A 22,297-nucleotide genomic window follows, 5' to 3' on the forward strand; every position below is an offset into this window, starting at 1 on the left:
CCGATATTTTTTTAGGAAAAAATAAAAAGCATCCCGGAAGGATGCATGGTAATTGCTGAATATTTATTTGAATTTATCGCATTCTAAGTGAAGAAGGGAGGCGTTAGAATGAACAGTGTTAAGGTCCGCGCATGGTCCATAAATTTGTTGTTCATTTCTTTAACTTTTATTAGTATTAACAGAGGGGATTAATTCCCCCTCGCCTTCTCCCTTTCTTCTTTTTTATTATGCTCTATTTTAAATTATTTATTATTTAATTGACTAATTAAGTGCCAAATAAAACATTCCCTTTCATATTCATTTTTCTCTCTAAACAAGAACCGTACTCCAAACAAGGTTGCGACCCTACCATCTAAACAGATTCATTTCGAAGGCTTACCGGTTCCTGTTTACAAAGAAAAAAGGCAGCGCTCCCCAGCACCGCCGTTTCCACTGAAATTGAAATAACCACAGTTCCCTATTACGGCGCCTGTTTCCGCAATCGCCTGTAAAATAATTATAAAGAAAATAAAAGAAGAAGAATAATAAACACCTTTCACGCCGTTTGCGACATTTGCGACACTTTAATCAATTTGTCTACAATGCTATCTTTAATCCGGCGAATATGTGTTTCTGATAATCCCATATGTCTTGCTATCCATCGATACCCTTTCCCGTCCAGTATCCAATTTAAGACCTCGTATTCTCTTTCATCCGTAATCACATGAATCCGACTCTGAATTTCCATCACCTTTTTTTCATATTTTTTTACGCTTGTCCAATATTTATTTCTTCTCACCACTTCACTTAGGACTGGATCGCTTGTGGTTCCCTGTGCCTTGGGTAAAGATGCTTCAATTCCATATTGCGCCGTTAATCTGCTATTTGGTTCATGCAATGTCTCTCTTGAAATTTTTATGGTGTTAATCATCCAATGATAATTTTTTAGGAAATTTTCAATCTCTTGTTTATTCACTTCCACGCACCGCCCTTTCCTCTGTGTAAAATGGGTTTGTCTGACTTCATGAGACTCCTTATATCAGATTCCGTTAAAACCTCTGATTTGCGCTTTGTATGCTTCTGACGCGATTTACTTTTCTTAGGTGCTAACTCTGGATGCTGTTTGGTTAAATCCTTTAATTGGTCTCTCATTGTTGGATTCATCTCCTCAGCTCCTTATGCATATAAAAAGACGCCGAATAAGGACATATTGCTGTCCAAATTCAGCGCCAATCTGTTTACAGGTATGGCTTATTCAATTGTTATCCGAACTGTGTATTACCATTTCTTGAAAAAATCATCATCAAATTCTTTCTCGATTTTTCTTTTTGTTCGACCAAAAATCATACCGACAACACCAAACCAAATGATGTAAATTGCCACTGCAATGATCTCTGGTAAAAGTACAAGCCACCAACTCCAACTTATTACTCCAAACAATTTACAAATAACGAAAATTATCGTTAAAACTTCTAAAATACCCATTAATATCTCTCCTTTTGTTTAATTCGCATTTTCATTCACTTAAGCAATCCCCTGGCTCTTCCACCGCAAATCCTCAGCTGCCATCGCAATAAATTCACTGTTTGTCGGCCTACTTGGCGAAAATGGATTATGAAACCAAGCTGATTGAATTGCATACCGGATAGCTCGTTCCACCCTGCTCCATTCAGTTTCATATTTTTCTGCAATGGTTGGATAAAGCTCTTTTGTGATAGCATTCAAATAACCTTCATTTTCATACACCAACTTAATCGCTTCCCTTAGATACCGATATCCTCGTATGCTCGGCTTCATTTCATATTCGTGCAGCATTTGACTGATTCTTTTATCCAGTGTCATTTCCATTACTCACACCGCCCCTTCTCTAAATGCGTTATTAACCAAATTAGAAAGATGATTTATCGCAGACTCTGATTCTGCTGATTTTTGATTCAACACCTCAAAATAAGTAATAGACTCTGTTTTTATCTCTACAACATGCCCTTGGTCCCTGACAATGCCAATCCAACCCAAATTCCTAATAGCTGTTCCAACTAGAGCGACAGCTTCACCAAAGTTTTCAAACTCCTTTGTTTCGCTTACTACTCTATTTCCGACTATGTGATAACGTATAAAGAACTTTTCCACTTGTCACACCGCCCTATTTGTTTTCGTCTCAATCCGTTTCGCTTTGCCATCATGCATCACAATCACTACTTCGCCGTATGCCGGCAATTCATGTTCTATTAATCTGCCATCCTTCACGACATAAACGATATTATTTTGCATAAGATTTATTTCAGCCGTCATTTTTTCTGTATCTATAGTCATGTAGAATCACCCCGTGTATAATGGTTGTATCGAATATTTACCAATGGTCGGGATGATTCCGGCTTTTTTTCGTTACATAACAGCGCTTGTGTAACGAATTTTTATTTTCCTTTAATAAATAAGGGTTTTATTTTTTATAACTTTCATTTTCAGTAATTATGTCTTAATTAAAACCGTTTAATTTCAATACATTTAGCTATTCCTACAGTTAGTCTGTTTTGTTACGAATATCAATCGCGCTTTTTCATCGAAGAGTGTATTAGTTATTGCACTCGCAACTATCCGCAATGTCCCTCCAAAACTCAACTTCTTTTTCTAACTTTTCAATGAGTTTTTTATCTCCATTAGCTTGTGATTCTAATGCCAATATTTCAAAATGCTGTTTCTCTGCCTTTTCAGCACGTTCAATAAGCCAATCAACATCTTTATGACTTATATGCCAAGATGGGAGCATTCCTTGTACAGTTACTTTCCCAACGGAATGTAATGCTTTTATTTCTTCTAATCGTGTTAATTTTTCTGTCATAATACTTCCTCCTTTACTGCACTCTTTCAGTCCAAAGTGTGTTTACTTATCAGTCCAATATCGGACCATTATCGGTCCAATCAACCAAATCTACCGTGACTACCTCTTTTACGTCCGTTCCGGTAGTGCTGAGGATCACTTTTCCGTTTATGCTGAAGCTGCTTATTCAATCCCTTGATCTCCTTATCCCGGTTCCTTAGCGCATTCCTTAACTGTCCATTTTCCCGTGCCAGCTGTTCTTTCTCCTGGTATAATCCCGCCATCTTTTGCTCATAATGTTTTGCTGTTTCTTCCATTAGCTGTTCGATGTCGTTCATTTCAGCAGCTCCTTTTTAATTTCCAACAGCCGTTTTGTATCGGCTTTCGTTTGAACAAAATTCAGGTAAATTCGCCCTAACTAACGCATCGGCAAATGGTGGCGGCACTGCGTTCCCGCATCTGGCGACTTGCTCTGTTTTTGGATAAACCTTACCTGTGTAATCCTTGTCGATGATGTATTCCAGCGGGAACCCTTGGGCGTTGAATAATTCCCTCGGCTGCAGCATCCTCATGCCGATGTCTGTTATTCGGTAATTCTCACCTTTCACAGTCACTAGACCGAATCTGTCTTTTGTCGTGATGGTATGCAAAGGACTATGCAATGACTGTCCAACATCGGATCCGTAATATTTTGTAAGAAAGGCAGCTACTAATGAATGATGGTCCTTAACTGTAATGGTGTGCAAAGGTTCTCTTAGACTTATCCCGGCGCCTGTATAATTACCGCCATAATTCTTAGCCAGGAAGGCTGTTACAAGTCCAAATCTATTCGCTGTAGGTATTGTTGCTAATGGTTCATAAAGTCCGCTTGCTCTTGTCTCACTGCCTTGGTGAGTATAATAATGTTGAATGAAACATGCCTTGTCATTAACTATAAAAGGCTCGTTTGATTCTAAAATAAACTTTTGGATGCCCCTACCTATCCGGAGCATAGTGTTTTTAGCTAACGGCTTTTTTCTTTCGAAAATAGAAGGTGTTCCAATTGACCAATCAATAACCTCACTTGCCGTTCTCCAAGGCTTTAACTTTCCTGTTTTGACAGCTAAACTTTCCGGATCCCCATGAGTAGGCTTTGGCCAAACAATCGGCTTCCCATCACATCTAGCAATCATAAAGAATCGTTTTCTAGTTGTTGGGGCACCATAATCACATGCTCTTAATTCCCGGAAATCAACTTCATAGCCTAATGATTTCAAAGCCTTCACAAATGAATTGAATGTTTTTCCCTTTTTATCAGGATCCGGATATCCACCCTTTAAAGGTCCCCAGGTTTTAAACTCTTCCACATTCTCCAACATAATGACACGCGGCTTTACCGCGATCGCCCATTTAACAGCTATCCATGCCAGACCCCGAATCTTCTTGCTGACAGGCTTTCCGCCCTTTGCCTTGCTGAAATGTTTGCAATCGGGGCTAAACCAAGCCAGACCTACTTTTCTTCCCTTCACAGCCTTTGCTGGATCCACGTCCCATACGTTTTCGCAATAATGTTCCGTATCCGGATGATTAGCTTTATGCAAAGCAATAGCAGCTGGGTCATGGTTAATGGCGATGTCAACACTCAATCCCGTTGCCATTTCTATACCCGTACTGGCGCCACCGCCGCCGGCAAAATTATCAACAATAATTTCCCTAAATAAGTCTAACTGCCGCAATTTATCACCTCATTTTCGCTATTTTCATTCCTCCCAGTGTCTTACAATCCCATCCATACCGATTGGAACATCTTTTATGATTCCGGCAATGGAGAAGGCAGGTCATGAGCCTGTCCTCCTTCACCATCCATGCCGCCCGGTCGTCAGCGATAATCACCTGAGCATTCATGATAATGTACTCAATTTCGCTTTGATTTCTGCCAGCCATTCATGCTGCCGCAAATCGATTAGTAAGCCGGCCAACGATAGTAATTGCTCCTTATCCAGTTCGATATCTAAGGTGTCTTGTTTATTTCCTAATAACCTTGCATAATAGCGTTCTGCATAGTCGTCCATCGTTGCCGCCCTCCTTTTTATTAAGCGATAATAACCACTTTTCCGTTTTCAATTTCAGTTTTCAAAGCTTGCTCTAAATATTCTTTAATATTTTTCATGGCAGCTAGTTTCCAAGCGCCTCCATCAGCTTCAAATAATGTGCATCTTGGACCGTTTTGCATTCTGAATATAAAATCACTCTCAGGTTGTTCCACTTCAACAAATGTACGATATGGAGCTAATACAACGGGATTTGGTACTTGAACTGTCGCAACGGTTGCGACTCCGACTTTTGCTTGTACAGCCTGGGAAACACCGTCATCACCAATTTGTCTTACATTTTCCTCTTTTATGTTCCCGACTACTTTCAGCATGATATCCCGATCTTCGTTTTTAACGAATGCGGACTGGAGCTTGATATTAAACTCTTCCGCATCGTACCAGCGGTCAAAATGGAATGATGGGACCATGGCTTTCGCTTGAATGTACTCATTGCGGTTATAGTTCCCGTTAAAAGGACTGAATGCGACGACCTCTGTCGGACTGACTACATGAACCATTCTCTTCTCAAATCCATCATCATCGAAATTTGAAATAAGATACTCAGCTAATCCAGATAGGCTTCTTACTTCCAGTTGGTCTGGTGTTGCTTCTTTGATTAGGTGCAGTGGTTGAGTTGAATAATCTTGATTTCCTACAGTTTGTACTTCTGCTGTTCCTAAATTGACAATGTATTGAAGAGCTTCTTTAATCATTTTCATTCCTCCATATTTTCATTTAATATTTTGATAGATTAGTTTTTAAAGCTAATAACCTTAGAGCCAACATCGTCATGAACTTCGCCTGTTTCTACATCAAGATAAGTTTGACCTTTGATTCCTGACTTTAATTCTGCACCTGATGCTTTACCGTTGTTATCAAGATCCATTAAAATTTTTGCCTCGATTGGTTCCGCCGGCGCAAGTGTGCTTTTTGCCATGACATTGGTTAAAATGACATCCCTCTTGTTATCAGCAGATAGCGTAATGGTTAAAGTGAGCTTTCTTTTTTTCTTTGCATCCGTGTTAGGAACGGCAATGTTTTCTAAAACTTTTTGAAGTTCTTCATTTGCTCTCTCAGCAAGAGCGCCGTTTGCAAATGTGTTTAAATCGATTTTGATTGGCATTGATTAACCCTCCTGAATTTCTTTTATGGATACTTCAATCCGTGGAGTCTCGCTGTACCACTTGCTTATATGTAAATCCACGACTTGACTATCATCTTTCCAAATGACGGATTTTAGTGCATCCTTTATACCCTTAACGTAATTATCAACATCGGGCTTTGTGACCGGACGCAACTCTCCTTTTTCGGCTGCCATGGTCTTTTTCTTGCTGAAACTTTTTAAACTAGGTTTATAGATATTTACTTTCATAGCCAACGGTCCGTCTAATAGAGAAGGCGGCCGATGCTCTGAAGCTACTAATCTGACATATTTTTTGAAGTCCCTCGACTTGGCCGGGTCATACATTCTAACGTTTCCGTTTACCGTGGTTGCCCGCGGCCGCCCCTGCGCTACTGGTGTCCCGTACACTGTGAATTTAATCATTCATAACGCCACGTTCCTCAGCCACCTGCTCCGCCATCCTGACCGCCTCAGCTGCCACTTGTACAAGTTCCTCGTACAGATTTGCTTTATTTTTAGTCTGCAATGCCGTTCCCACTTCTCCGACTTCCTCCACTAGTACCGGAAAGCGTTCAAGCAAACTCAATGTATCTGGATGGATTCTGTCCTGCCGCGCCCGTTCCATTCCGACATCCACAAGAACATCATTTGTCAGATGGTTAAATTTAATCACGCCCATATCCGTACACTCTCCTGTCCAATTCGAATAAAGAATCATAGCGATATTCTGTAAATCTTGCTAAATAATAAAGTTGCTGAAGTGTTGCCTTTTTGAAATTCATCCAGACACCACCCGATGCTTAGACAATCCAAGATACTGCAACATTTTTCTAAAAGATGTGTCACTCATTCCCAGCGCTTCTCGAATATCAGATTTTCTAACATTCTGTTTCACAAGATAAGCGATTTCGGATGTTGTCATATCCTCTCCTTTTGCTAAAATGCGTTTTAATAACTCTGGTTTATTATCATCAATTAACGGTCTCAACTGCGCAAATCGTTCATATACCTGGCATCCAGTACATAATCTTGCATGCACTTCTTTTTTTAGAACTTGTCTATTTGGTATTTTTCTTTCGCATCCATCGCATTGGTTAAGCAAATGACAGATGCGTAACATGGTTTGATTAGCCACCAAAAAATCCTCCTTTTCTCGCTTCAATCCTTTTATTTCGTGATAGATGCAGAAGCGCTAAGAATATTTCATCTGGTTCTCTTTCTAAATACTCGGACATATAATAAACGCTGAAGCCTTTTTTCCACATTTCAACGATTTCTCGCAATTCATACCTATCGAAAATGAAATCTAAGCCCTCTAAAACTATGACTTTATTCACATTAATCCATACCCCAATATTTTATTTCAGCTTCTTTTCTAGCCTTCGCGGCTTCTTCAAGAGTATCGAATGTTCCAAGATGTGAGAATTTTCCTCTGTATTTAATTTGCGCTTTAAATTTCCGTTCTCTTTTTGACCAATGCACACCTCTGACTCCGGTGTTATTGTTTTTCTGGAGACGTTTATTAATCGCTTGTTGCGTAAGGTCAGCCCATCGGCAATTAGACGGCTCGTAATTACCATTTACATCAATACGATCTAGCGTATAGGATAAAGTTGGCCTTTTACCCATATCACTCAGAAAGGACTCAAAGCTATTTCTCCATCTCTTGCAAACTTTTATGCCTCTACCTCCATACCTTTCGTAGTTGTTCACACTTTCATCCTCACAACGCGTAATCATGCTTCGCCACGAACGATATTCGGGTGAATTTTTTGCTGTGTGGCCATGTTTAAAGTTAGCGTTAGATGTTTTTTCTTTTTGGAGGCATCCGCAACTTTTACTAACTCCCCTTTTCAATGAATTTCCAGCAACTACAGTTACGTTTCCACATTCACATTTGCATCGCCAATATGAATTTGTGTCTTTCATAGAATCAAACTCTAAAACTGTCAATCGGCCAAAAATTTCTCCAGCCAAATTCATTCGTTTAGCCATTTATCAATACCACCTATCACACGATTCATTCTAGGGCTTCGCAATTCTATTGTTTTAGATAGTTTGCTAACTGCCATTAGAACCACCTTTCATAAGCGTAATTTTTGTGATTTTTTGCGTTAATTCATCGGAATGTGGTTAGTTTTTGCATCCACACAAAGGACATTTCCCCTCGTAATCCTTGTTGTATTCATATCTGCACTCATTACACTTGTTGTCCATAATCGTTTTCACTCCCTCACTCTTTACGTCAAAACCATTTTTCAGAATCAGACTCCACATCACGCCGCCGGAAACTGGCAACCGCCAGCTCCTGCTTTAAATCCTCGTTTGTTAGCAAATCCAATGAAACACCAGACCGAGATTGGTTAATATTCAGGTTGTTTAATTCCTCGATGTAGATTTTTCTTATAGCTGTTTCGTATAAGATCCCCATCGTTACGCTCCTTTCAAATCATCTTCAATAAAGAATTTTTGATATAAAGCTAAAAATCTAGCATCTGCATCCTGATGCGGCCTACATATCGGACAAGGAGCGAATTTAATCGAATAACTCGTATAAATATGGATAACGTGAGTACCTTTACAAAGTTCACACATATTAAGCACCTGCCAATCTATAATTTAATAATTTCCGATCCCCTTTGATAACCACTGTATAATCACGGCTCATTTCAAAAATGCGTGTTCCTAATGCCTCATCAATGTCGCACAGTTGATCCACTGTTTTCTCGCTGCTTACCATGATGGGTTTATGATTCAAGTATCGATAATTGATTACCGCAAACATTTGCTCAATTTGGAATTGTGTTGGATTGGTTCTCCCTTTGAATAAGTCATCAATGTATAAAACGCCGATCCGTTTCATTTTTGTGAGCTTCTCTTCCAGTAAGTCGAAGTTATCTTTCAAATCATTGAAACCCTCGACAAATGGGAAATATAGGACACTAACCTGTTTTTTCATAATTAAATTGTTTGCCAATGCCGTCAGCAGATGTGTTTTGCCAGCTCCAGGCTGTCCTAATAGGCTGATGCTGTTGCACCGTTGGTCTTTTATCCGTTCGAAGTCTTTAAAGTAATCCACGGCACACTGGTAAGCGTTTCTTATCACTTCTGGCTTTCCGTCGATATTAAAGCTCGAGAATGTCACTTTTTTAAATTCATCCGTGATTTCGCTAAATTTCATTAAGTGATTAGACTGCCGTTTCTTCGCACATTCACAATCAAACATTGTTTCGTAAAATTTAGGTTGTCCGTTCGGCCAGGCGCGTTGGTTCCCTGCCTCGTCCAGGTCAGGAATGTTCTTAAGGATGAATCCTTTGTCCTTGCATAATGAGCAGTCAAACTGGTTTTCTCCTTGGAACTCTGCCGACGAAGTCACCGAGGATTGGTTCTTTATTTTCTTTTGTAGGTCCGCTAGCACCTCTGTCATACTTGTAAACCTTTGCGCCATTGTCATTCTCCTTTCTGAATTTTTCTTGCTCATAAACTCTTACTCTATCCAATGAATCTAGTTTGTTATTAGCCCATTCTTTCAGTAGGTACTCAACAAATCCGAAATACCGTTTGTTCTTATTGTCAGCTATCTTAATAGCTTCGTTTATGATTTCGCGTTGACCATTAAAGTCGTTTTCCCATGAATAGAGATTTTCTCTTTGTATCTCAGATAATCTACAAAGAGATTTTTCAAACAATATAGATGGATCTTCTTCAGTAGTAGTGGCAGTAGTTTTTTTGTCAGGATCTTCTTTTGCTTCTTCTACTTCACTTTCCTTTACTTTAATTTCTTTTCCTTTACTTTCCTTGCTTTCAATTTGCTTAGCATTTGCTTGTTTTTTGCTTGAACCACCTTTTTTCCCTGCAGCTCTACGCTTTTCTGATATTTCATCCTTCATTTTCATCCGCCTTGAAAGTGATTGAGAAAAAATATAATCTCCATCATCAATAAGCAATCCAACATCTAAACACGTTTCGATTACTTGATTAACCAATTCATCTCCGTTAGCAAAGCAAAAGCTAAGCAATTGCTTATCATCTGCTAACCATTTGTAATCATCCTGCTCTCTAAGTGTTTCGATAATTGCCCAATAAATTCCGTACCCTTCCCATCCATGTTTTGCTCTTAGTTTTAATATCTTTGGATCTTTATGCGCATTACTGTCATGGGAAAAGTAGTAAGCGTCTTTTGCCATACCACCTCCACCTCCTATATAGTTAAAAATCTATGTCTACTTACCGGCCAGTTCCTTCCGCAACATCATCACAATAAAAGCATTTTTAGAAATTCCCAATTCAGCAGCCTTCACCCCGATTTGTTCTATCACCTTTTTATCCGTACGCAAGGTAAAATTAATTTTGGTGTCGTTTGTCATAATTATGACGTCACCTCCATATCTTTATTATATAACGACGTCACATTGACGTCAAACGTATTTTCCGATTGCTTTAAATCGTCATTTGTCATTATAATGATGTCAAAAAGGAATGTTTCACATGACTGAAAAACGATATACCCTTAGAATCAATGAAGAGACTTTTGATAAAATAAAGCAGCTGGCCGAAAGTAATAAACGCTCTATTGCTAAAGAGATTGAATACATCTTGGAAAGGTATTTAGAGAAGGAAGAGAAATAATTCACTTCCTCTCACAAACCGCCATACCGTCTTTTATTTGCTTAACTTTGTATTCTGGATAGCATTTCTGCATATAATCCAATACCAGCCGTTTTAATTGCTCTGTGTTTTGTGCCTGAGAGAAGCACCACTCAGGCAGAAGGACATTTGTTTTGAATTCAAAACTCATTTATCAAACCTATTTTCTATAGGGCAAACTAGTGTAAAATGTTCGTTTAAATGTTCAATAGTCATTTGAACCGAATCGACAAACGGGAATTTATTACCAGATGTATTTATAGCCATTCTTGTTATTTCCATTAGTTCTCCATCGAGTCTTTCGACTATGTCTCCTTCTCTCCATTCGTTCACTTTTCTTCCAATCTCCGCCCATTTCACACGTTCTTTTTCATGTTCGATTTCTTCGTCTGTTGCGTGGCGAACAGGATGATGTTTGACTGAAAATCCTTTAGGTGCTGGAATGTATCGGCCAATGCTACCGTCATCAAATAAAACATAGTCATTAGCTTTAAACTCTGGCTCAATCTCATAACCGATGTATAAAGCTTTTACAAAATCATCAAATGTCAATTCGTTAATCGGTTCATATGCTGAATTGAATCCACCAACTTTACATAGTACGCAACGTTCTAGATCTCCATCCCAAACCTTTAATAAAGTTTCTATACTACGAGCTTGCCTTTCAGTAATTTTTACTTTTTCCATAACGTTCACTACTCCCATATCAACGCCCCCACTTCGATAGTATCCGTCAACCTCTTGGTTCCCCGGCAATAATCGCATTTCCCGCACCGAACAGGTTCAGCATCCCCTGACTTCACTTGGAGAATGCGCTCCATTTTCATTTTTACATACTCATATTCAAAATCGAATCGGCTTTCATCAAAGTGAATTACAGCTTTATTAGGCGGATTTTCTTTTGTGACGGCCACGATATAAGGTGTATAAGTAAATCCTAAGTTCTCCTGCAATACGCGCCTGTATACCGCCATTTGAAGCACGTAATCCCATGATTCAACGAATGACACCCATCCATCGTATTTTTCACTCCAATAGCGTTTGTGAAGGTCCTGAGTGGTTTTTAAATCGCTGAATGTTTTCCGTTCATGATTAATGCTATCGACTTTGATTTTCCAATCAGATCCCCATAGATTGGCTGTGAAAATCTGTTCTTTTTCCCCTTCCATAGCGAACATAGCGAAAGGATCTGCTTTTAAGGTTTCGATCATCCGGTCTGCTGTTTCAAAATCGGTGTATTTACTTCCGTTTTTCTTGAATATTGAACTGTTATTTTCTTCAATGAATTTATGAAACTCTTCATCATTTTCGAATGCTGCGTGAGTATATGAACCTACTAACATAGCGTTTGATGTTGGCTCGATATATTCACCTTTTAACTTTGCTGCTGTTTTAGCTTCACATTGAATCCAATTTTTGAACTGGGAGACGGACATATAAAGCATGTCCATCTCATTTGTATAATAGTTATTCGAAGTCAATAACGGATTGTTCTGCTGAAGGTTTTTCGCTTGGTTCCGCATCAGCTGTCACCTCATCTTTCTTTTCCTCCTTGAAAGACTCGGCTAGTCCACTTTGCGCCTTTTTCTTAGCTGATTTATCAAACCAATCCTCTACCTTGCTCATTCCATCCTTGAGAGAATTGAAAATTTTGATTAAGTCTAAGTAGTCATATTCGGAAAAAGCATCAGCATTGTATCCAAATCGAGTCTCAACCATTTCCTGAGTAACACGGTACTTGTTTTTAAAAGCATCTAAAGCGTGAGCAATCCGGTCTTTTAACGGCTGTTTATTATTACCGGTGATGGTCTTGTTGCATTCCTCAACAGCAGCTTCTACAATATCACCAGGGATGATACCCAATATGCAGGAACGTAGCCGGCGCGCTCCCTGATTAGCAACTAATTCATAAATGTCGCGCGGGTCATCTAATTTCTTTAACTTACCTTGTGCTTTCCTTGAATGAGGAACCGTAAACACTTTTTCTTGCCGTACATTTGTTTCGAGGTCCCAGGCATAAGCCATGGCAACCGATTCACCGTTTTTCTGTTCCAATTCTTTAACACCAAACGCAATATTTCCCCAGTTTTGCGCTAATACTTCAGCTAGTCTGATAGAAGGTCCCTCTACCTTTGTTCCACCTCTTGGATAGCTATAAATGGCTGTTTGGGCAAGTGATGGGCGTTTGCAAGCATCTAAAATACGCTGTTCAGATTGGAATACATTTCGCGGGAATTGACGGGCCATAAATATCTGCCCTTTGACTTCTTCCATTTCTCTGCTGCTGGAAGCTTGGGCAACAACACCACCTTGATGCTGATTATTAAATTGTGATGATAATTGATTCATGAATTGTTTCCTCCTTTACCGCCAGTTCAAAATATGTTAGACTGACGGTAATCAAATATTTTTCAAACCTACTGACTTCTGTTTCCGGCAGAAGTTTTTCATTTCATCTTTTTCAATAAGTCCTCAAGTCCGATTTCCTTCACGAGCTTGTCTCCGATAGAATCTTTCAAACTATCAGTAATAAACTTTTTCATTTCCTGATTCACCTTAGTTACAATCTGATTAGACATTTCTTTTGTTTGTTTAGAAATCTGTTTGTCAATAAAATATTGCATCCTTGTCTGACTGTTGCCCCAAGAGTCTCTATTTGGCTCACCTCTGTCATTCACTTTTTCTGTAAGCCATTTATCACATTTGTCTTTGATTAGGTTTTTAATGCTTACATCTTTTTTGGTTACATCTCCCCACCTATCAGTTAAAGTGACTTTTCCATTTAAAAATTCATTGTAAGTAGCATCAACTAATTCATTTACCCGTTCCTGGACTTTCTTCTCTGCTTCGTATTTAACAGAAGTGATGACATCATCAGATATTTTTTTAACAACGCTATTAATGATTTGCTTTTTAATTGCTTCATCCAATGATTCATCTTCATTTAGCCAATCAATATCAACAGTTACATTCAATTTCATGAAATATACTCTCCTTTTTTTATTACGCTGTTTTAAATTCAAACTCATAAACTTGACTAAGATAACTCTGCCAATGCTCCTGTAAAACCATTTCTCCGTTGTTTGGATCTTCGAAATAAGCATCTCCCGGCCAAATCTCATTCCCGAAAAAGTCAACGCCGATAGCTTCTTCATCATTAACTGCGTATGGATAGCCTGTCTGCTCCATTTGCGTAATTATAGGATGCTGTAAATCCATTCTGATTCCTCCTTTCAATTAATACTTTGTTTGTTCGGATAGCGTGAGAATTAGTTTTTTAATAAAACATGTTCTTTGTGGTAACGCTCGTCTATTACCACCTCGTTGACTCTTACAGCACCCCACGATTCGTCCTCAAAATAGACTTCCTTGCTTTGGTCATCTATTCTTTGAAGCCATTCAATTAGCTCTTTTACCGTCATCTTATTCACCTCTTTTCTAGTGGCTTGTTTCCACTGTGATAAGCCAAGGATAGGAGAGAGTGACCTTTGGCATTCGGGAGGAATTGGTCTCCTTGACTCATCACAGCAGGAACAAAACAATTGTTCTTCTGCTGTTTTACTGATATAATAGATATATATCCTGATTGTTTTGAGGATTAGCTGAAACTGTTGATTCCTCAAAATTCGTTAAGTATTAAGCCGTTGCTTTGTCCGGAGCTTCGGCTTTTTTGCTTTTTTCAAACATTTCTTGAGCCAGTTTAACGATTTCTTTCAATTCCATTGAATTTTCCTTTTCTAATTCTGATAGAGTCATTTCTCCTATTAACGCCCCGAAAAAACGTGAAGCAAAGTTTGTATAAAACGCATTTCCGTTTTTAATTGCCTCTTCAACAATTTTGTTCAATTCCCGATTATTCTTCATAACCCAACCACCTTCCAAGTATCATTCCGACTAACAACATGGAGATATATATGGCGCCAAACATTATAAAGCCCATATCAAAAGTACCTGTATGTGATAGCTTCCATTACGAGTTTTCTGTTTTGGTCGTCCAGGTAATCCATATTGCTTAAATCGATTTTTTCATCGTTTGTATAAAGATGAATAGCTAGGTATAACATGAATTTTTCTGACTGAGACCATTTACTAGCTGCCCTTTTTAAAGCTGCTGTTTCGATAATTCCGTTTTCTAAATCAAAATATTTTGTAGTGAATAACGTTTTAAGTTTCCAGTTGTTTGAAAACAAGTGGATAACGCCCTTCCAGTACCTGTCCTTTGCTATATTGCTTGGGATTGTCGTCACTTTAATACCCTCCTACACCAATCTATTTTGATTCCCTGCTGCTGAAGCTTCTTGATGAGTGCTTCTAATGCTGCTTTACCGGCCATGATTTTTTAAACCCCTTCTGAACCAACTTGGTAAAGTGTTGTTCCCACATATCAACCCAGCTGATTTCTAACTCTTTGCATAAAATAGCTACATAATGATTTGCCCCGGTGATAACATCGATGGTTTCTTGTATGGATTCCTCGAAATCCTTTCTTTCCCAATCCGAAATGAACCTAGGATGTTTGGTGATTTTATCCTCCACTTTTTGCAAAGACTTTTTCATTTCGTCTAGTTCTTCATTTATCTTGATGAAAACGTTAGACCGATGAAGGTCAGCTGCTTCACCATCGAGTTTTGTCGGCCCCCATCCGATATATTCAACAGCTGCCTCCATAGCGACAAAAGGATTATTATGCTGTTCCAGATAATACTTACAAATTGAAGGTTGCACCTTATAACGCCCGTTTTCCTGATGGGAAATGGATTCAGCAGAAATGTTGGTATCCAATGACATCTTTAATTGAGTTTTATTCACTTCTTTCCTTGCTTCCTTTGCGGCTAGAGCCGCTATACTAACAGCCAACATTACCAGCTCCTTTTATACAATTTTCAAAGTCACAAATACTTAAATACACAGGCACAATTGCGATAATTCTGTAAAATTAAATTAAATGAAGCGTAAATCACTTTCTTTGCTATATAGCTTCATAACTGTTTTCTTCTTGGTCTTTCATCCATTTGTCGATGGTTTCTTTCGAAAAGAAGATTCTGCGACGAATGCGAACATGTGGAATTTGTTTTTGTTTGACCATTGTATAGATCGTGTCAGTGCTAACGCCGATATAGTTAGCGATTTCCTGAGCTGTCATGGTTTTTCTTTGCATGCCTTTAGTCTCCTTTCGGTTCAGTGTTGTTTAGAATCTCAACGACTTCCATCAGCTTTCCGATGACTTCATTGTCTGAATAGCCATCTTGAAGCATCAAAGCTGATTCCAGGACTTTGAATTTGAGTTCAGCCCATAATGCTTGGTTGGTGAGGTTCATCGATTTACCTCCTTAATCTTCGTTCCGAAGCGATGTAACAATGAGTTCGTATGTTTTTGGTTCCTTTTTTCTAAGGAATTTATTAATAAAGTAAATTTGGCCCTTACCGGTTATTTTGGTTGTTCTGGTGATTCGTACTGTTCCATCTGGATTATTTACAGTTCGCTCTTTCACTTCGAAAAAGCCGCGTTCCATATATTGTTGTGTCGGTTCATTGTAACGAGCGCCTTTCTTACCGAGATAACCGTTTTCTCGCAACCATTCAAAAAGTCGATTTTGACCGATTTTTACACCGTTTTGCGTAATGAGTTTTGCTAGTTGTCCTATAAGGATACTGTCGACACTTGCTTCAACTGCGTCAGCGAATAAAACTTTTGGTTTTTGTTCAATAACTTTTTGTTCAGCTTCCACTCGCTTTTGTCGTTCTTCTTTTAGGTCGGTAGCGAGTTTGATGATGGTGTCCGGATTAAGAAGAACCTCTTCTATCTTTTCGGGCGTCATGTATGCACCGTGTTTTCGGATGGATGGGATGACTTCGTGTGTTATCCAGCGTTTGAATTCTTTTGCTTCGGGTTTGCGGCTAGATAAAACTAATGAATATAGACCATATTCATTGATAATATTCGCTTCACCTTGACGCCCTAACTTGAAGTTAGACCGTTCATCATCGTCTAAACGGCTAACCGCTTTAGATGGATTGGAAATTTCTAATACATCACATACATCTTTCACGACAAACCAAGGTTGACCATCTTTTAAAATGGTACGCACTTCATTTTGTTTGAAATTGAAAACTTGCAATTGATTCATTCACTTACCTCCTATGCAATTATAGTTTCATTCCACTCTACGTGGAATTTTTCATCAAAAAAAATCGAAGCAGATACGCCTAGAATCTTTGCTATTTCTTGCAGTTCATCTGTATTAATTGGCCGTTTCCCAAGTTCTTTCATATTATAACCAGAAATACTCATCTTTAGCTTTTTTGCCATGTAAGTTTGGGAAAGCCCTTTAGACTTCCTACAGCTCCTAATTTTTTCATGCAGTTGCAAGTTTTCACCCCCTTTTGTTTCACGTAACGTGGAACTTTATGTCTTTATTATATATCCACTAAAAGTGGAAGTCAACAACAAATTTAACTTTTCGTGGATTTTATTTAACGTAGCGTGAAATGTTGTTATTATTAAGTTAATTAACTAGTGAGGAAGAGATATTTATGAGCCTCGGAAAGAGATTGAAATTTGAAAGAGAAAAAAGAAATTGGTCTCAAAAGTTTGTTGCGGGAAAAGTCGGTATAACTAATACTGTGCTATCAAATTACGAACGTGATTACAGAGACCCCGATACTGATACTTTAAAAAAATTAGCTGATTTGTATGAAGTGGGAGCAGATTATTTATTAGGTAGCAATAAACCTTCCAACCAAACATCCAAAGACGAACGAGACATCGCCAAACGCCTCGACCAAATCCGAAACGACCTTGAGCATGCGGATGGTCTAGCGTTTGATGGGGAACCGCTATCAGATGAAGCCAAAGAATCTTTCATGGAAGCAATGGAGTTTGTTGTAAGGCAAACGAAGAAGATTAATAAGAAGTACATCCCTAAAAAATATCGAAAGGGTGAATCAGATGAGTGAACAAGATGAATTATTAAAACAAATATTATTAGAAGTTCAATCAATGAAAGTAAATATGGCAACTAAAGGTGATATCGAGGTAATTAATTATAAACTTGATAAATTAACTGAAAATGTTGAAAAGCAACATATTGCCAACATCAACTCCGATAATATCCTGCTAAATGAAATACGCTCCATCCGCGAAGGTGTCGTGTATGTTAACCGCAAGATTGCCGATACCGAATTAGAACTTAACATGATGAAGCAAAACGTAAAACAATAAATCAATTCGAGTTGATCTTATGTCTTTCATTTCAGATAAAGTAAAGCAGCTGGCACATAAATATAAAACAAATGACCCGTTTGAAATTGCGGATAGGTTAAACATCCTTGTCCACTTCCTGCCTCTACATAGCGAAATAAACGGATTTTATAAATTAGAAAAGCGTAATAAATTTATTATCATCAATCAAAATCTACCTCATGAAATAAAACGTTTCGTATGCGCGCATGAGCTTGGTCATGCCGTCCTGCATCCTAGAGCAAATACACCTTTTTTAAGAAAAAATACACTTTATTCAATCAATAGGCTGGAAGTAGAAGCCAATCGTTTTGCCGTTGAACTTCTCTTGGATGATAAAATTTTTGAAGATTATGAAACTAAGTTTGATATTTTACGAGAAAACGGGATTCCGTATGAGATGGAAAGATTTTTATAATTTTTATAGAGGAGGAATGATTATGGAAGCGTCAGGAGTAAATGGTCAATTGGAATTTACGGGGACAAAAATTATCATTAAACGAAAAGGTATGCTTGCTAAAATGACACAAGGTTTAAAAGGTGATAAAGAAATTCTAGTTAAACAAATTTCATCAATTCAATTTAAAAAAGCAAATTCATTTACAAATGGATACATACAATTTGCTTTTTCTGGCGGAAAAGAAAACCAAGGCGGCCTTTTTGATGCGACTAAAGATGAAAACACAATAATGTTTAATAAAAAGCAAATGAAAGATTTTGAGAAAATTAAATTAGCAGTTGAAGAAAAGATAATCGAATCTAATCAATCAACACCGTCACAAGTGGTAGATGTGGCGGATCAGATAAAAAAACTCTCCGAACTACGTGACAATGGCATCATCACAGATGATGAGTTCAATGCAAAGAAAAAGCAATTGTTAAATATCTAATATGAAACGGAAAGGCTTTTATAAATGCAAAAGGGGAAAGTGTAACTAATGAAAAAGTTGCTTGGAATTTTGGCCATTTTATTATTGATTGGTTTGTCATTTGCTATTATAACGACTCCTATCGCTTGGATCGGACTTGTTATCGCAGGTTTTGGCTTTTATCAATTGAATAAGCAAAAAAAAAGGAAAGGCTTCTTTTCATAGGCCTAAATGGATAATCGCCACTGGATTGATTTTAAGTGTTATTTTAGCTTTAGCTTTTATGAAACCCGACGAGGAAAAGATAAATACAAAAGTTGTCAAAAAGGAAGCTGTTGAAACAGCGGCTAACGTCAATGAAGAAAAAGAAAAGGCTGCTGACGATTCCTATGATTCTGAAGAGTATAAAAAAATAGCAGAACTAATGGATAGCAAAGCTGATTTTTTACCGCTTGTAAATGGTTATTATGGTTTACCAAAAGAAATCAGAAGTGAAATATACGACAATTATATCGTTAAAAAAGAAGTTTCTTGGTCTGGGGTAGTTGCTGACGTTGATGCTATTTCGGATAGTCTAGTTATTTATGGGAATACGGATAGTTACAATGGTGAAAATTGGGCTGTTATAAGTGATGAAAAGAAAGATATGTTACCTTATGTTTTTATTGCGGAATTGAAAAATGAAGCAGAGAAACAGGGATTAAAAAATGGAGATACAGTTACGATAACTGGCGTTGTGGGCTCACGCGGCGATAAAGACTTACAATATAATTGGAAATTATACGAATCTACTGTCGCAAGCGCAACCCCAACTGCTAATGTTGTTGATTCGGAACCTGATGTAGTTCAAGAACAAACTCCAGTTCCTAATCCTGAACCAACACCGGTTCCAGAACCTGAACCACAACAAGATACAGCCCCTACTGTTTATTTTAAGAACTGCACCGAAGCAAGAGCCGCTGGAGCTGCGCCTGTATATTCCGGACAGCCTGGTTACGGCAAACACCTTGACCGTGATGGCGACGGCATTGGTTGTGATAAATAATTTAATAAAGCCCTCTCTAGGGCTTTTCTTTTCACCTTACAGAAGAACATATATTCCTAAAGGGGCTGATAATATGGCGAGTATTCAAAAAAGAGGTAAAAACTCTTGGCTTTTAGTTGTTGAGACAGGATATGTAAAAGGTAAACGCAAGAAAAGAACAAGGACCGTGCACATCGAAGATCCCGCATTATTAAAAACTAAAAAGAGATTGCAAGAACATCTTGAATTAGAATTAGCTAAATTCAAAATTGAAGTGGAGTCCGGTGAATATATTGCGCCGGAAAAAATGCGGCTGCAGGATTTTGTTGAGGAATGGAATCAAAAATTTGCTCAAAAGAAACTTGGAATTAAAACACGAAAAGAGCAACTAGGATTGATGAAAAATCATATCTCTCCTAATATTGGGCATATGAGACTAGACAGTATTAAGCCTATTCATATTGTGAACTTCCTTCATCAGTTAGAGCAAGGCGGTTCCCGACTAGATGGGAAAACAGGCGGATTAGCTGATTCAACGATTTATCAAGTAGATAAGGCACTTAGAAGTTTGTTTTCCCGCGCTAAAGAATGGAAATTAATCAAAGATAATCCCATGAAGGAATTAAGCCGACCTAAGATCATGAGAAAGGAAATGAACTACTTAGATGAAAATGGAACTTATCTGTTATTGACTGCATTAAATGAAATCGAAATGCACTGGCGTTTGTTTTTTATAACTTCTCTCATTGGCGGGCTGCGAAGAGGTGAAATTGTTGCGCTGGAATGGAAGCATATAAATTTTGAAGAAAACTATATAGATGTTGAGCAAAGTATTCCATTATTTGAAGATGGTCAACCGGTAATCAAAGAAACAAAAACAGGCGTGACCCGTAAGGTCTCTATGCCAGAATGGTACATGAATGAATTGAGGGATTTTAAAGAGGAATGGGAAAGGGAAAAAGATGGATGCGGCGACTGTTGGGAAGGCGGGGTTCGTGAATTTGTATTTCAGAACGGGTTGGGCCTCCCCTTCTATCCAACTACAGCAACTAAAAGGTGGATTGAGTTTCGGAATGAATTTAAATTTGAAGGATTAAGATTGCACGATATGCGGCATACGATGGTTGCGTTGTTGATAGAAGAAGGTGTACACTTAAAAGCAATCCAGAAAAGAGCCGGCCACGCCAATTATAAAACCACTTCTGACACATATGGTCACGTATCAAAAAAAGTGGCAGATTCCACCGCCAAACGCTTCGAAAAATTCAATCCATCGCATTTCGTCAACAACTCGTCAACAGATAGAAAAAATCACGATTCATAACAAGTTGAGAAGCCTGTCCTATCAATACTTTGGGGCATATACAAAAACGGGGCGAAAGGTTTGTAACCTTCCAGCCCCGAAGGATTATTTAATTACTATAATAGTATCATTATCCAGATAGAGTCACAATGGTTAATTTTAAATTTTTCAAGAAAAAAATGTATCTGAAAAAAATCCAGCCTTATTCCTATTAATGATCTCGATAAATATAGATACAAATTAGCAATGCCAATAATTGAATTCGATCCTTTTCACCAGCGCATGGAGCGAATGTCAGAATCGGTGTATTCGGATTAACAAACCTCTTTCCCCACTCCAGCGGCATCAAACCGCTTTGAATCTGCCCAAAAACTGTCTTTTCAGAAGTCATAAATGTATAATCAGCCGGAATTCCTTTTTTTAGCAACTGAATCGATTGATGATCAAATAAATATTCTTTCCCTTTTCCCTTAATGAACTTGTACACAGTCGATACATGTTCTCCTTCTGGAGTGATGATTTCAATTTGATCATTCCTTTGCTGGAAAAAGACGATTGGCTTGTCCTGCTGATCATAAAGGACAAATTTTCTGCTAAATACGCGATCAAGAAAATAGGGTAAAAACCAGCGGGCAAGAAAAAAAGAACGGTCTCTTATTTCACCTGCTTTTATACCTGACGGGTCAAAAAATAACATTCTTAATGATGGGGCAGGCAAAAACGTTAATAAAAAGGTTGATTCCTCAAAAAAGTTATAAGTGAAAGGTTCTTCTGCTGTTTCTAATTGAATCGATCCAGCCCGGTTTTTATTTAATAAGAAGACCTGGTAACAGTAAAAGCTGTAAATAAGGAATGGGATAGCCAATATAAGGAGTTGAAAATATTTAGTTATGACCACTGAATAGAAGAGTAATAGAATCGGTGGAATAAGAGCAGCCAAGGCTGCATTTAAAGAAGCCGCTGCGGACTGTTCATAAAATTGCCGGATATTCATTTTCCGCTCTCCTTATAAATAATCAGCATACTTATTCTGTAAAAATTCGATACTAATATTCTATTAAGGAGAATGGGAAAATATGTTCAAAAAAGGAAAAAAGAGCGGCAGCATACACTCCAAATTTCAGAAAAACTGACAGGAATCTTTTCTTAGAATAATTTTCTTAACAAACGCTGTCTTTTGTCATACAATATTACAACAATATGGTTATTTCAGCTATCTAAA

Annotated in this window: 43 protein-coding genes; 8 read left to right on the top strand and 35 right to left on the bottom strand. The window is 38.1% G+C overall.

Annotated features, from left to right (window positions below; genetic code table 11):
- Positions 1–535 precede the first annotated feature (535 nt).
- From HNR53_RS15240 to HNR53_RS15340, 21 genes are all read right to left on the bottom strand, one after another.
- The gene (locus tag HNR53_RS15240) at positions 536–955 is read right to left on the bottom strand and encodes a LuxR C-terminal-related transcriptional regulator (RefSeq protein ID WP_184527511.1); all 420 of its coding nucleotides are present in this window, start codon (positions 953–955) and stop codon (positions 536–538) included.
- Positions 952–1,143, bottom strand: a complete 192-nt coding sequence (locus HNR53_RS15245) for a hypothetical protein (protein WP_184527513.1) — start codon at positions 1,141–1,143, stop codon at positions 952–954. Before HNR53_RS15245 ends, HNR53_RS15240 begins: the two co-directional genes overlap by 4 nt.
- Positions 1,144–1,257: 114 nt before the next feature.
- A complete protein-coding gene (locus tag HNR53_RS15250) occupies positions 1,258–1,464 on the bottom strand; it encodes a hypothetical protein (protein WP_184527515.1) in 207 nt (68 codons plus the stop codon).
- Between the two features lie 39 nt (positions 1,465–1,503).
- Positions 1,504–1,827, bottom strand: coding sequence for a sporulation initiation factor Spo0A C-terminal domain-containing protein (locus HNR53_RS15255; RefSeq protein WP_184527517.1), 324 nt, complete (start codon positions 1,825–1,827; stop codon positions 1,504–1,506).
- A 3-nt stretch (positions 1,828–1,830) separates the two neighbouring features.
- Positions 1,831–2,109, bottom strand: a complete 279-nt coding sequence (locus tag HNR53_RS15260; protein WP_184527519.1) for a hypothetical protein — start codon at positions 2,107–2,109, stop codon at positions 1,831–1,833.
- A 3-nt stretch (positions 2,110–2,112) separates the two neighbouring features.
- A complete protein-coding gene (locus HNR53_RS15265) occupies positions 2,113–2,292 on the bottom strand; it encodes an XtrA/YqaO family protein (protein WP_184527521.1) in 180 nt (59 codons plus the stop codon).
- Between the two features lie 259 nt (positions 2,293–2,551).
- Entirely contained in the window at positions 2,552–2,818 is a 267-nt protein-coding gene (locus tag HNR53_RS15270) for a hypothetical protein (protein WP_184527523.1), read from the bottom strand.
- 80 nt (positions 2,819–2,898) lie between these two features.
- Entirely contained in the window at positions 2,899–3,135 is a 237-nt protein-coding gene (locus HNR53_RS15275; RefSeq protein WP_184527525.1) for a hypothetical protein, read from the bottom strand.
- Between the two features lie 15 nt (positions 3,136–3,150).
- Positions 3,151–4,512, bottom strand: a complete 1,362-nt coding sequence (locus HNR53_RS15280; protein WP_184527527.1) for a DNA cytosine methyltransferase — start codon at positions 4,510–4,512, stop codon at positions 3,151–3,153.
- A 165-nt stretch (positions 4,513–4,677) separates the two neighbouring features.
- Positions 4,678–4,848 (bottom strand): hypothetical protein, encoded by a 171-nt coding sequence (locus HNR53_RS15285; RefSeq protein WP_184527529.1) that lies wholly within the window; start codon positions 4,846–4,848, stop codon positions 4,678–4,680.
- Between the two features lie 20 nt (positions 4,849–4,868).
- A complete protein-coding gene (locus HNR53_RS15290) occupies positions 4,869–5,582 on the bottom strand; it encodes a hypothetical protein (protein ID WP_184527532.1) in 714 nt (237 codons plus the stop codon).
- A 38-nt stretch (positions 5,583–5,620) separates the two neighbouring features.
- Positions 5,621–5,992 (bottom strand): replication terminator protein, encoded by a 372-nt coding sequence (locus HNR53_RS15295; protein WP_184527534.1) that lies wholly within the window; start codon positions 5,990–5,992, stop codon positions 5,621–5,623.
- A 3-nt stretch (positions 5,993–5,995) separates the two neighbouring features.
- Positions 5,996–6,415, bottom strand: coding sequence for a RusA family crossover junction endodeoxyribonuclease (locus HNR53_RS15300; protein ID WP_184527536.1), 420 nt, complete (start codon positions 6,413–6,415; stop codon positions 5,996–5,998).
- On the bottom strand, positions 6,408–6,671 hold the full coding sequence (locus HNR53_RS15305) for a nucleoside triphosphate pyrophosphohydrolase family protein (RefSeq protein ID WP_184527538.1): 264 nt from the start codon (positions 6,669–6,671) through the stop codon (positions 6,408–6,410). The genes HNR53_RS15300 and HNR53_RS15305 overlap by 8 nt, the downstream gene beginning before the upstream one ends.
- Positions 6,672–6,770: 99 nt before the next feature.
- The gene (locus HNR53_RS15310; protein WP_184527540.1) at positions 6,771–7,127 is read right to left on the bottom strand and encodes a hypothetical protein; all 357 of its coding nucleotides are present in this window, start codon (positions 7,125–7,127) and stop codon (positions 6,771–6,773) included.
- Positions 7,120–7,329 (bottom strand): hypothetical protein, encoded by a 210-nt coding sequence (locus HNR53_RS15315; protein ID WP_184527542.1) that lies wholly within the window; start codon positions 7,327–7,329, stop codon positions 7,120–7,122. Before HNR53_RS15315 ends, HNR53_RS15310 begins: the two co-directional genes overlap by 8 nt.
- Position 7,330: 1 nt before the next feature.
- A complete protein-coding gene (locus HNR53_RS15320; protein WP_184527544.1) occupies positions 7,331–7,987 on the bottom strand; it encodes an AP2/ERF family transcription factor in 657 nt (218 codons plus the stop codon).
- Between the two features lie 250 nt (positions 7,988–8,237).
- Positions 8,238–8,423: a hypothetical protein gene (locus tag HNR53_RS15325; protein WP_184527546.1), complete on the bottom strand. Its 186-nt coding sequence runs from the start codon at positions 8,421–8,423 to the stop codon at positions 8,238–8,240.
- A 165-nt stretch (positions 8,424–8,588) separates the two neighbouring features.
- Positions 8,589–9,440: an ATP-binding protein gene (locus HNR53_RS15330; protein ID WP_184527657.1), complete on the bottom strand. Its 852-nt coding sequence runs from the start codon at positions 9,438–9,440 to the stop codon at positions 8,589–8,591.
- A complete protein-coding gene (locus tag HNR53_RS15335; protein WP_184527548.1) occupies positions 9,328–10,179 on the bottom strand; it encodes a Lin1244/Lin1753 domain-containing protein in 852 nt (283 codons plus the stop codon). Before HNR53_RS15335 ends, HNR53_RS15330 begins: the two co-directional genes overlap by 113 nt.
- A 36-nt stretch (positions 10,180–10,215) precedes the next feature.
- Positions 10,216–10,359, bottom strand: a complete 144-nt coding sequence (locus tag HNR53_RS15340; protein WP_184527550.1) for a toxin-antitoxin system HicB family antitoxin — start codon at positions 10,357–10,359, stop codon at positions 10,216–10,218.
- 121 nt (positions 10,360–10,480) lie between these two features.
- Between HNR53_RS15340 and HNR53_RS15345 the strand changes: the two genes are divergently transcribed.
- Positions 10,481–10,621 (top strand): Arc family DNA-binding protein, encoded by a 141-nt coding sequence (locus tag HNR53_RS15345; RefSeq protein WP_184527551.1) that lies wholly within the window; start codon positions 10,481–10,483, stop codon positions 10,619–10,621.
- 165 nt (positions 10,622–10,786) lie between these two features.
- On the opposite strand, the gene HNR53_RS15350 is transcribed toward HNR53_RS15345, so the two are convergent.
- The 13 genes from HNR53_RS15350 to HNR53_RS15410 form a co-directional block, all read right to left on the bottom strand.
- Positions 10,787–11,344: a hypothetical protein gene (locus HNR53_RS15350; RefSeq protein ID WP_184527553.1), complete on the bottom strand. Its 558-nt coding sequence runs from the start codon at positions 11,342–11,344 to the stop codon at positions 10,787–10,789.
- Positions 11,335–12,162, bottom strand: a complete 828-nt coding sequence (locus HNR53_RS15355) for a PD-(D/E)XK nuclease-like domain-containing protein (protein WP_246439595.1) — start codon at positions 12,160–12,162, stop codon at positions 11,335–11,337. The genes HNR53_RS15350 and HNR53_RS15355 overlap by 10 nt, the downstream gene beginning before the upstream one ends.
- Positions 12,107–12,988 (bottom strand): hypothetical protein, encoded by an 882-nt coding sequence (locus tag HNR53_RS15360; protein ID WP_184527555.1) that lies wholly within the window; start codon positions 12,986–12,988, stop codon positions 12,107–12,109. Before HNR53_RS15360 ends, HNR53_RS15355 begins: the two co-directional genes overlap by 56 nt.
- A gap of 98 nt (positions 12,989–13,086) precedes the next feature.
- Positions 13,087–13,620, bottom strand: coding sequence for a hypothetical protein (locus HNR53_RS15365; protein ID WP_184527557.1), 534 nt, complete (start codon positions 13,618–13,620; stop codon positions 13,087–13,089).
- A 22-nt stretch (positions 13,621–13,642) separates the two neighbouring features.
- Complete coding sequence (locus HNR53_RS15370; protein ID WP_184527559.1) at positions 13,643–13,858, bottom strand: YqaI family protein; 216 nt, start codon at positions 13,856–13,858, stop codon at positions 13,643–13,645.
- 50 nt (positions 13,859–13,908) lie between these two features.
- The gene (locus HNR53_RS15375) at positions 13,909–14,061 is read right to left on the bottom strand and encodes a hypothetical protein (protein ID WP_184527561.1); all 153 of its coding nucleotides are present in this window, start codon (positions 14,059–14,061) and stop codon (positions 13,909–13,911) included.
- 214 nt (positions 14,062–14,275) lie between these two features.
- Complete coding sequence (locus HNR53_RS15380) at positions 14,276–14,503, bottom strand: hypothetical protein (RefSeq protein WP_184527563.1); 228 nt, start codon at positions 14,501–14,503, stop codon at positions 14,276–14,278.
- Between the two features lie 77 nt (positions 14,504–14,580).
- Positions 14,581–14,886: a hypothetical protein gene (locus HNR53_RS15385; protein ID WP_184527565.1), complete on the bottom strand. Its 306-nt coding sequence runs from the start codon at positions 14,884–14,886 to the stop codon at positions 14,581–14,583.
- Between the two features lie 64 nt (positions 14,887–14,950).
- Positions 14,951–15,499, bottom strand: coding sequence for a helix-turn-helix transcriptional regulator (locus HNR53_RS15390; RefSeq protein WP_184527567.1), 549 nt, complete (start codon positions 15,497–15,499; stop codon positions 14,951–14,953).
- A gap of 109 nt (positions 15,500–15,608) precedes the next feature.
- Positions 15,609–15,797 (bottom strand): helix-turn-helix domain-containing protein, encoded by a 189-nt coding sequence (locus tag HNR53_RS15395; RefSeq protein WP_184527569.1) that lies wholly within the window; start codon positions 15,795–15,797, stop codon positions 15,609–15,611.
- A gap of 4 nt (positions 15,798–15,801) precedes the next feature.
- Positions 15,802–15,957, bottom strand: a complete 156-nt coding sequence (locus HNR53_RS15400) for a hypothetical protein (RefSeq protein ID WP_184527571.1) — start codon at positions 15,955–15,957, stop codon at positions 15,802–15,804.
- A gap of 12 nt (positions 15,958–15,969) precedes the next feature.
- Positions 15,970–16,767, bottom strand: coding sequence for a phage antirepressor (locus HNR53_RS15405; protein ID WP_184527573.1), 798 nt, complete (start codon positions 16,765–16,767; stop codon positions 15,970–15,972).
- 11 nt (positions 16,768–16,778) lie between these two features.
- Complete coding sequence (locus tag HNR53_RS15410) at positions 16,779–17,009, bottom strand: helix-turn-helix domain-containing protein (RefSeq protein ID WP_184527575.1); 231 nt, start codon at positions 17,007–17,009, stop codon at positions 16,779–16,781.
- 164 nt (positions 17,010–17,173) lie between these two features.
- On the opposite strand from HNR53_RS15410, the gene HNR53_RS15415 reads away from it, so the two are divergent.
- Genes HNR53_RS15415 through HNR53_RS15445 form a run of 7 tightly spaced genes read left to right on the top strand, consistent with a single transcriptional unit; the run spans position 17,174 to position 21,096 of the window.
- Positions 17,174–17,596: a helix-turn-helix domain-containing protein gene (locus tag HNR53_RS15415; RefSeq protein WP_184527577.1), complete on the top strand. Its 423-nt coding sequence runs from the start codon at positions 17,174–17,176 to the stop codon at positions 17,594–17,596.
- The gene (locus tag HNR53_RS15420; RefSeq protein WP_221452348.1) at positions 17,589–17,861 is read left to right on the top strand and encodes a hypothetical protein; all 273 of its coding nucleotides are present in this window, start codon (positions 17,589–17,591) and stop codon (positions 17,859–17,861) included. The genes HNR53_RS15415 and HNR53_RS15420 overlap by 8 nt, the downstream gene beginning before the upstream one ends.
- Before the next feature lie 19 nt (positions 17,862–17,880).
- Positions 17,881–18,297 (top strand): ImmA/IrrE family metallo-endopeptidase, encoded by a 417-nt coding sequence (locus HNR53_RS15425; RefSeq protein WP_184527580.1) that lies wholly within the window; start codon positions 17,881–17,883, stop codon positions 18,295–18,297.
- Between the two features lie 22 nt (positions 18,298–18,319).
- A complete protein-coding gene (locus HNR53_RS15430) occupies positions 18,320–18,769 on the top strand; it encodes a DUF4429 domain-containing protein (protein ID WP_184527583.1) in 450 nt (149 codons plus the stop codon).
- Positions 18,770–18,817: 48 nt separating this feature from the next.
- Positions 18,818–18,973: a hypothetical protein gene (locus tag HNR53_RS15435; RefSeq protein ID WP_184527585.1), complete on the top strand. Its 156-nt coding sequence runs from the start codon at positions 18,818–18,820 to the stop codon at positions 18,971–18,973.
- Between the two features lie 25 nt (positions 18,974–18,998).
- Complete coding sequence (locus HNR53_RS15440) at positions 18,999–19,793, top strand: excalibur calcium-binding domain-containing protein (protein ID WP_246439596.1); 795 nt, start codon at positions 18,999–19,001, stop codon at positions 19,791–19,793.
- Positions 19,783–21,096: a tyrosine-type recombinase/integrase gene (locus HNR53_RS15445; protein WP_184527587.1), complete on the top strand. Its 1,314-nt coding sequence runs from the start codon at positions 19,783–19,785 to the stop codon at positions 21,094–21,096. Before HNR53_RS15440 ends, HNR53_RS15445 begins: the two co-directional genes overlap by 11 nt.
- Positions 21,097–21,286: 190 nt before the next feature.
- Here the strand turns inward: HNR53_RS15445 and HNR53_RS15450 are convergent, their stop codons facing one another.
- Entirely contained in the window at positions 21,287–22,069 is a 783-nt protein-coding gene (locus tag HNR53_RS15450; protein ID WP_184527589.1) for a hypothetical protein, read from the bottom strand.
- Between the last annotated feature and the right edge of the window lie 228 nt (positions 22,070–22,297).

The sequence above is a fragment of the Bacillus benzoevorans genome (genome assembly GCF_014207535.1).
Taxonomy (GTDB): Bacteria; Bacillota; Bacilli; order Bacillales; family Cytobacillaceae; genus Bacillus_BD; species Bacillus_BD benzoevorans.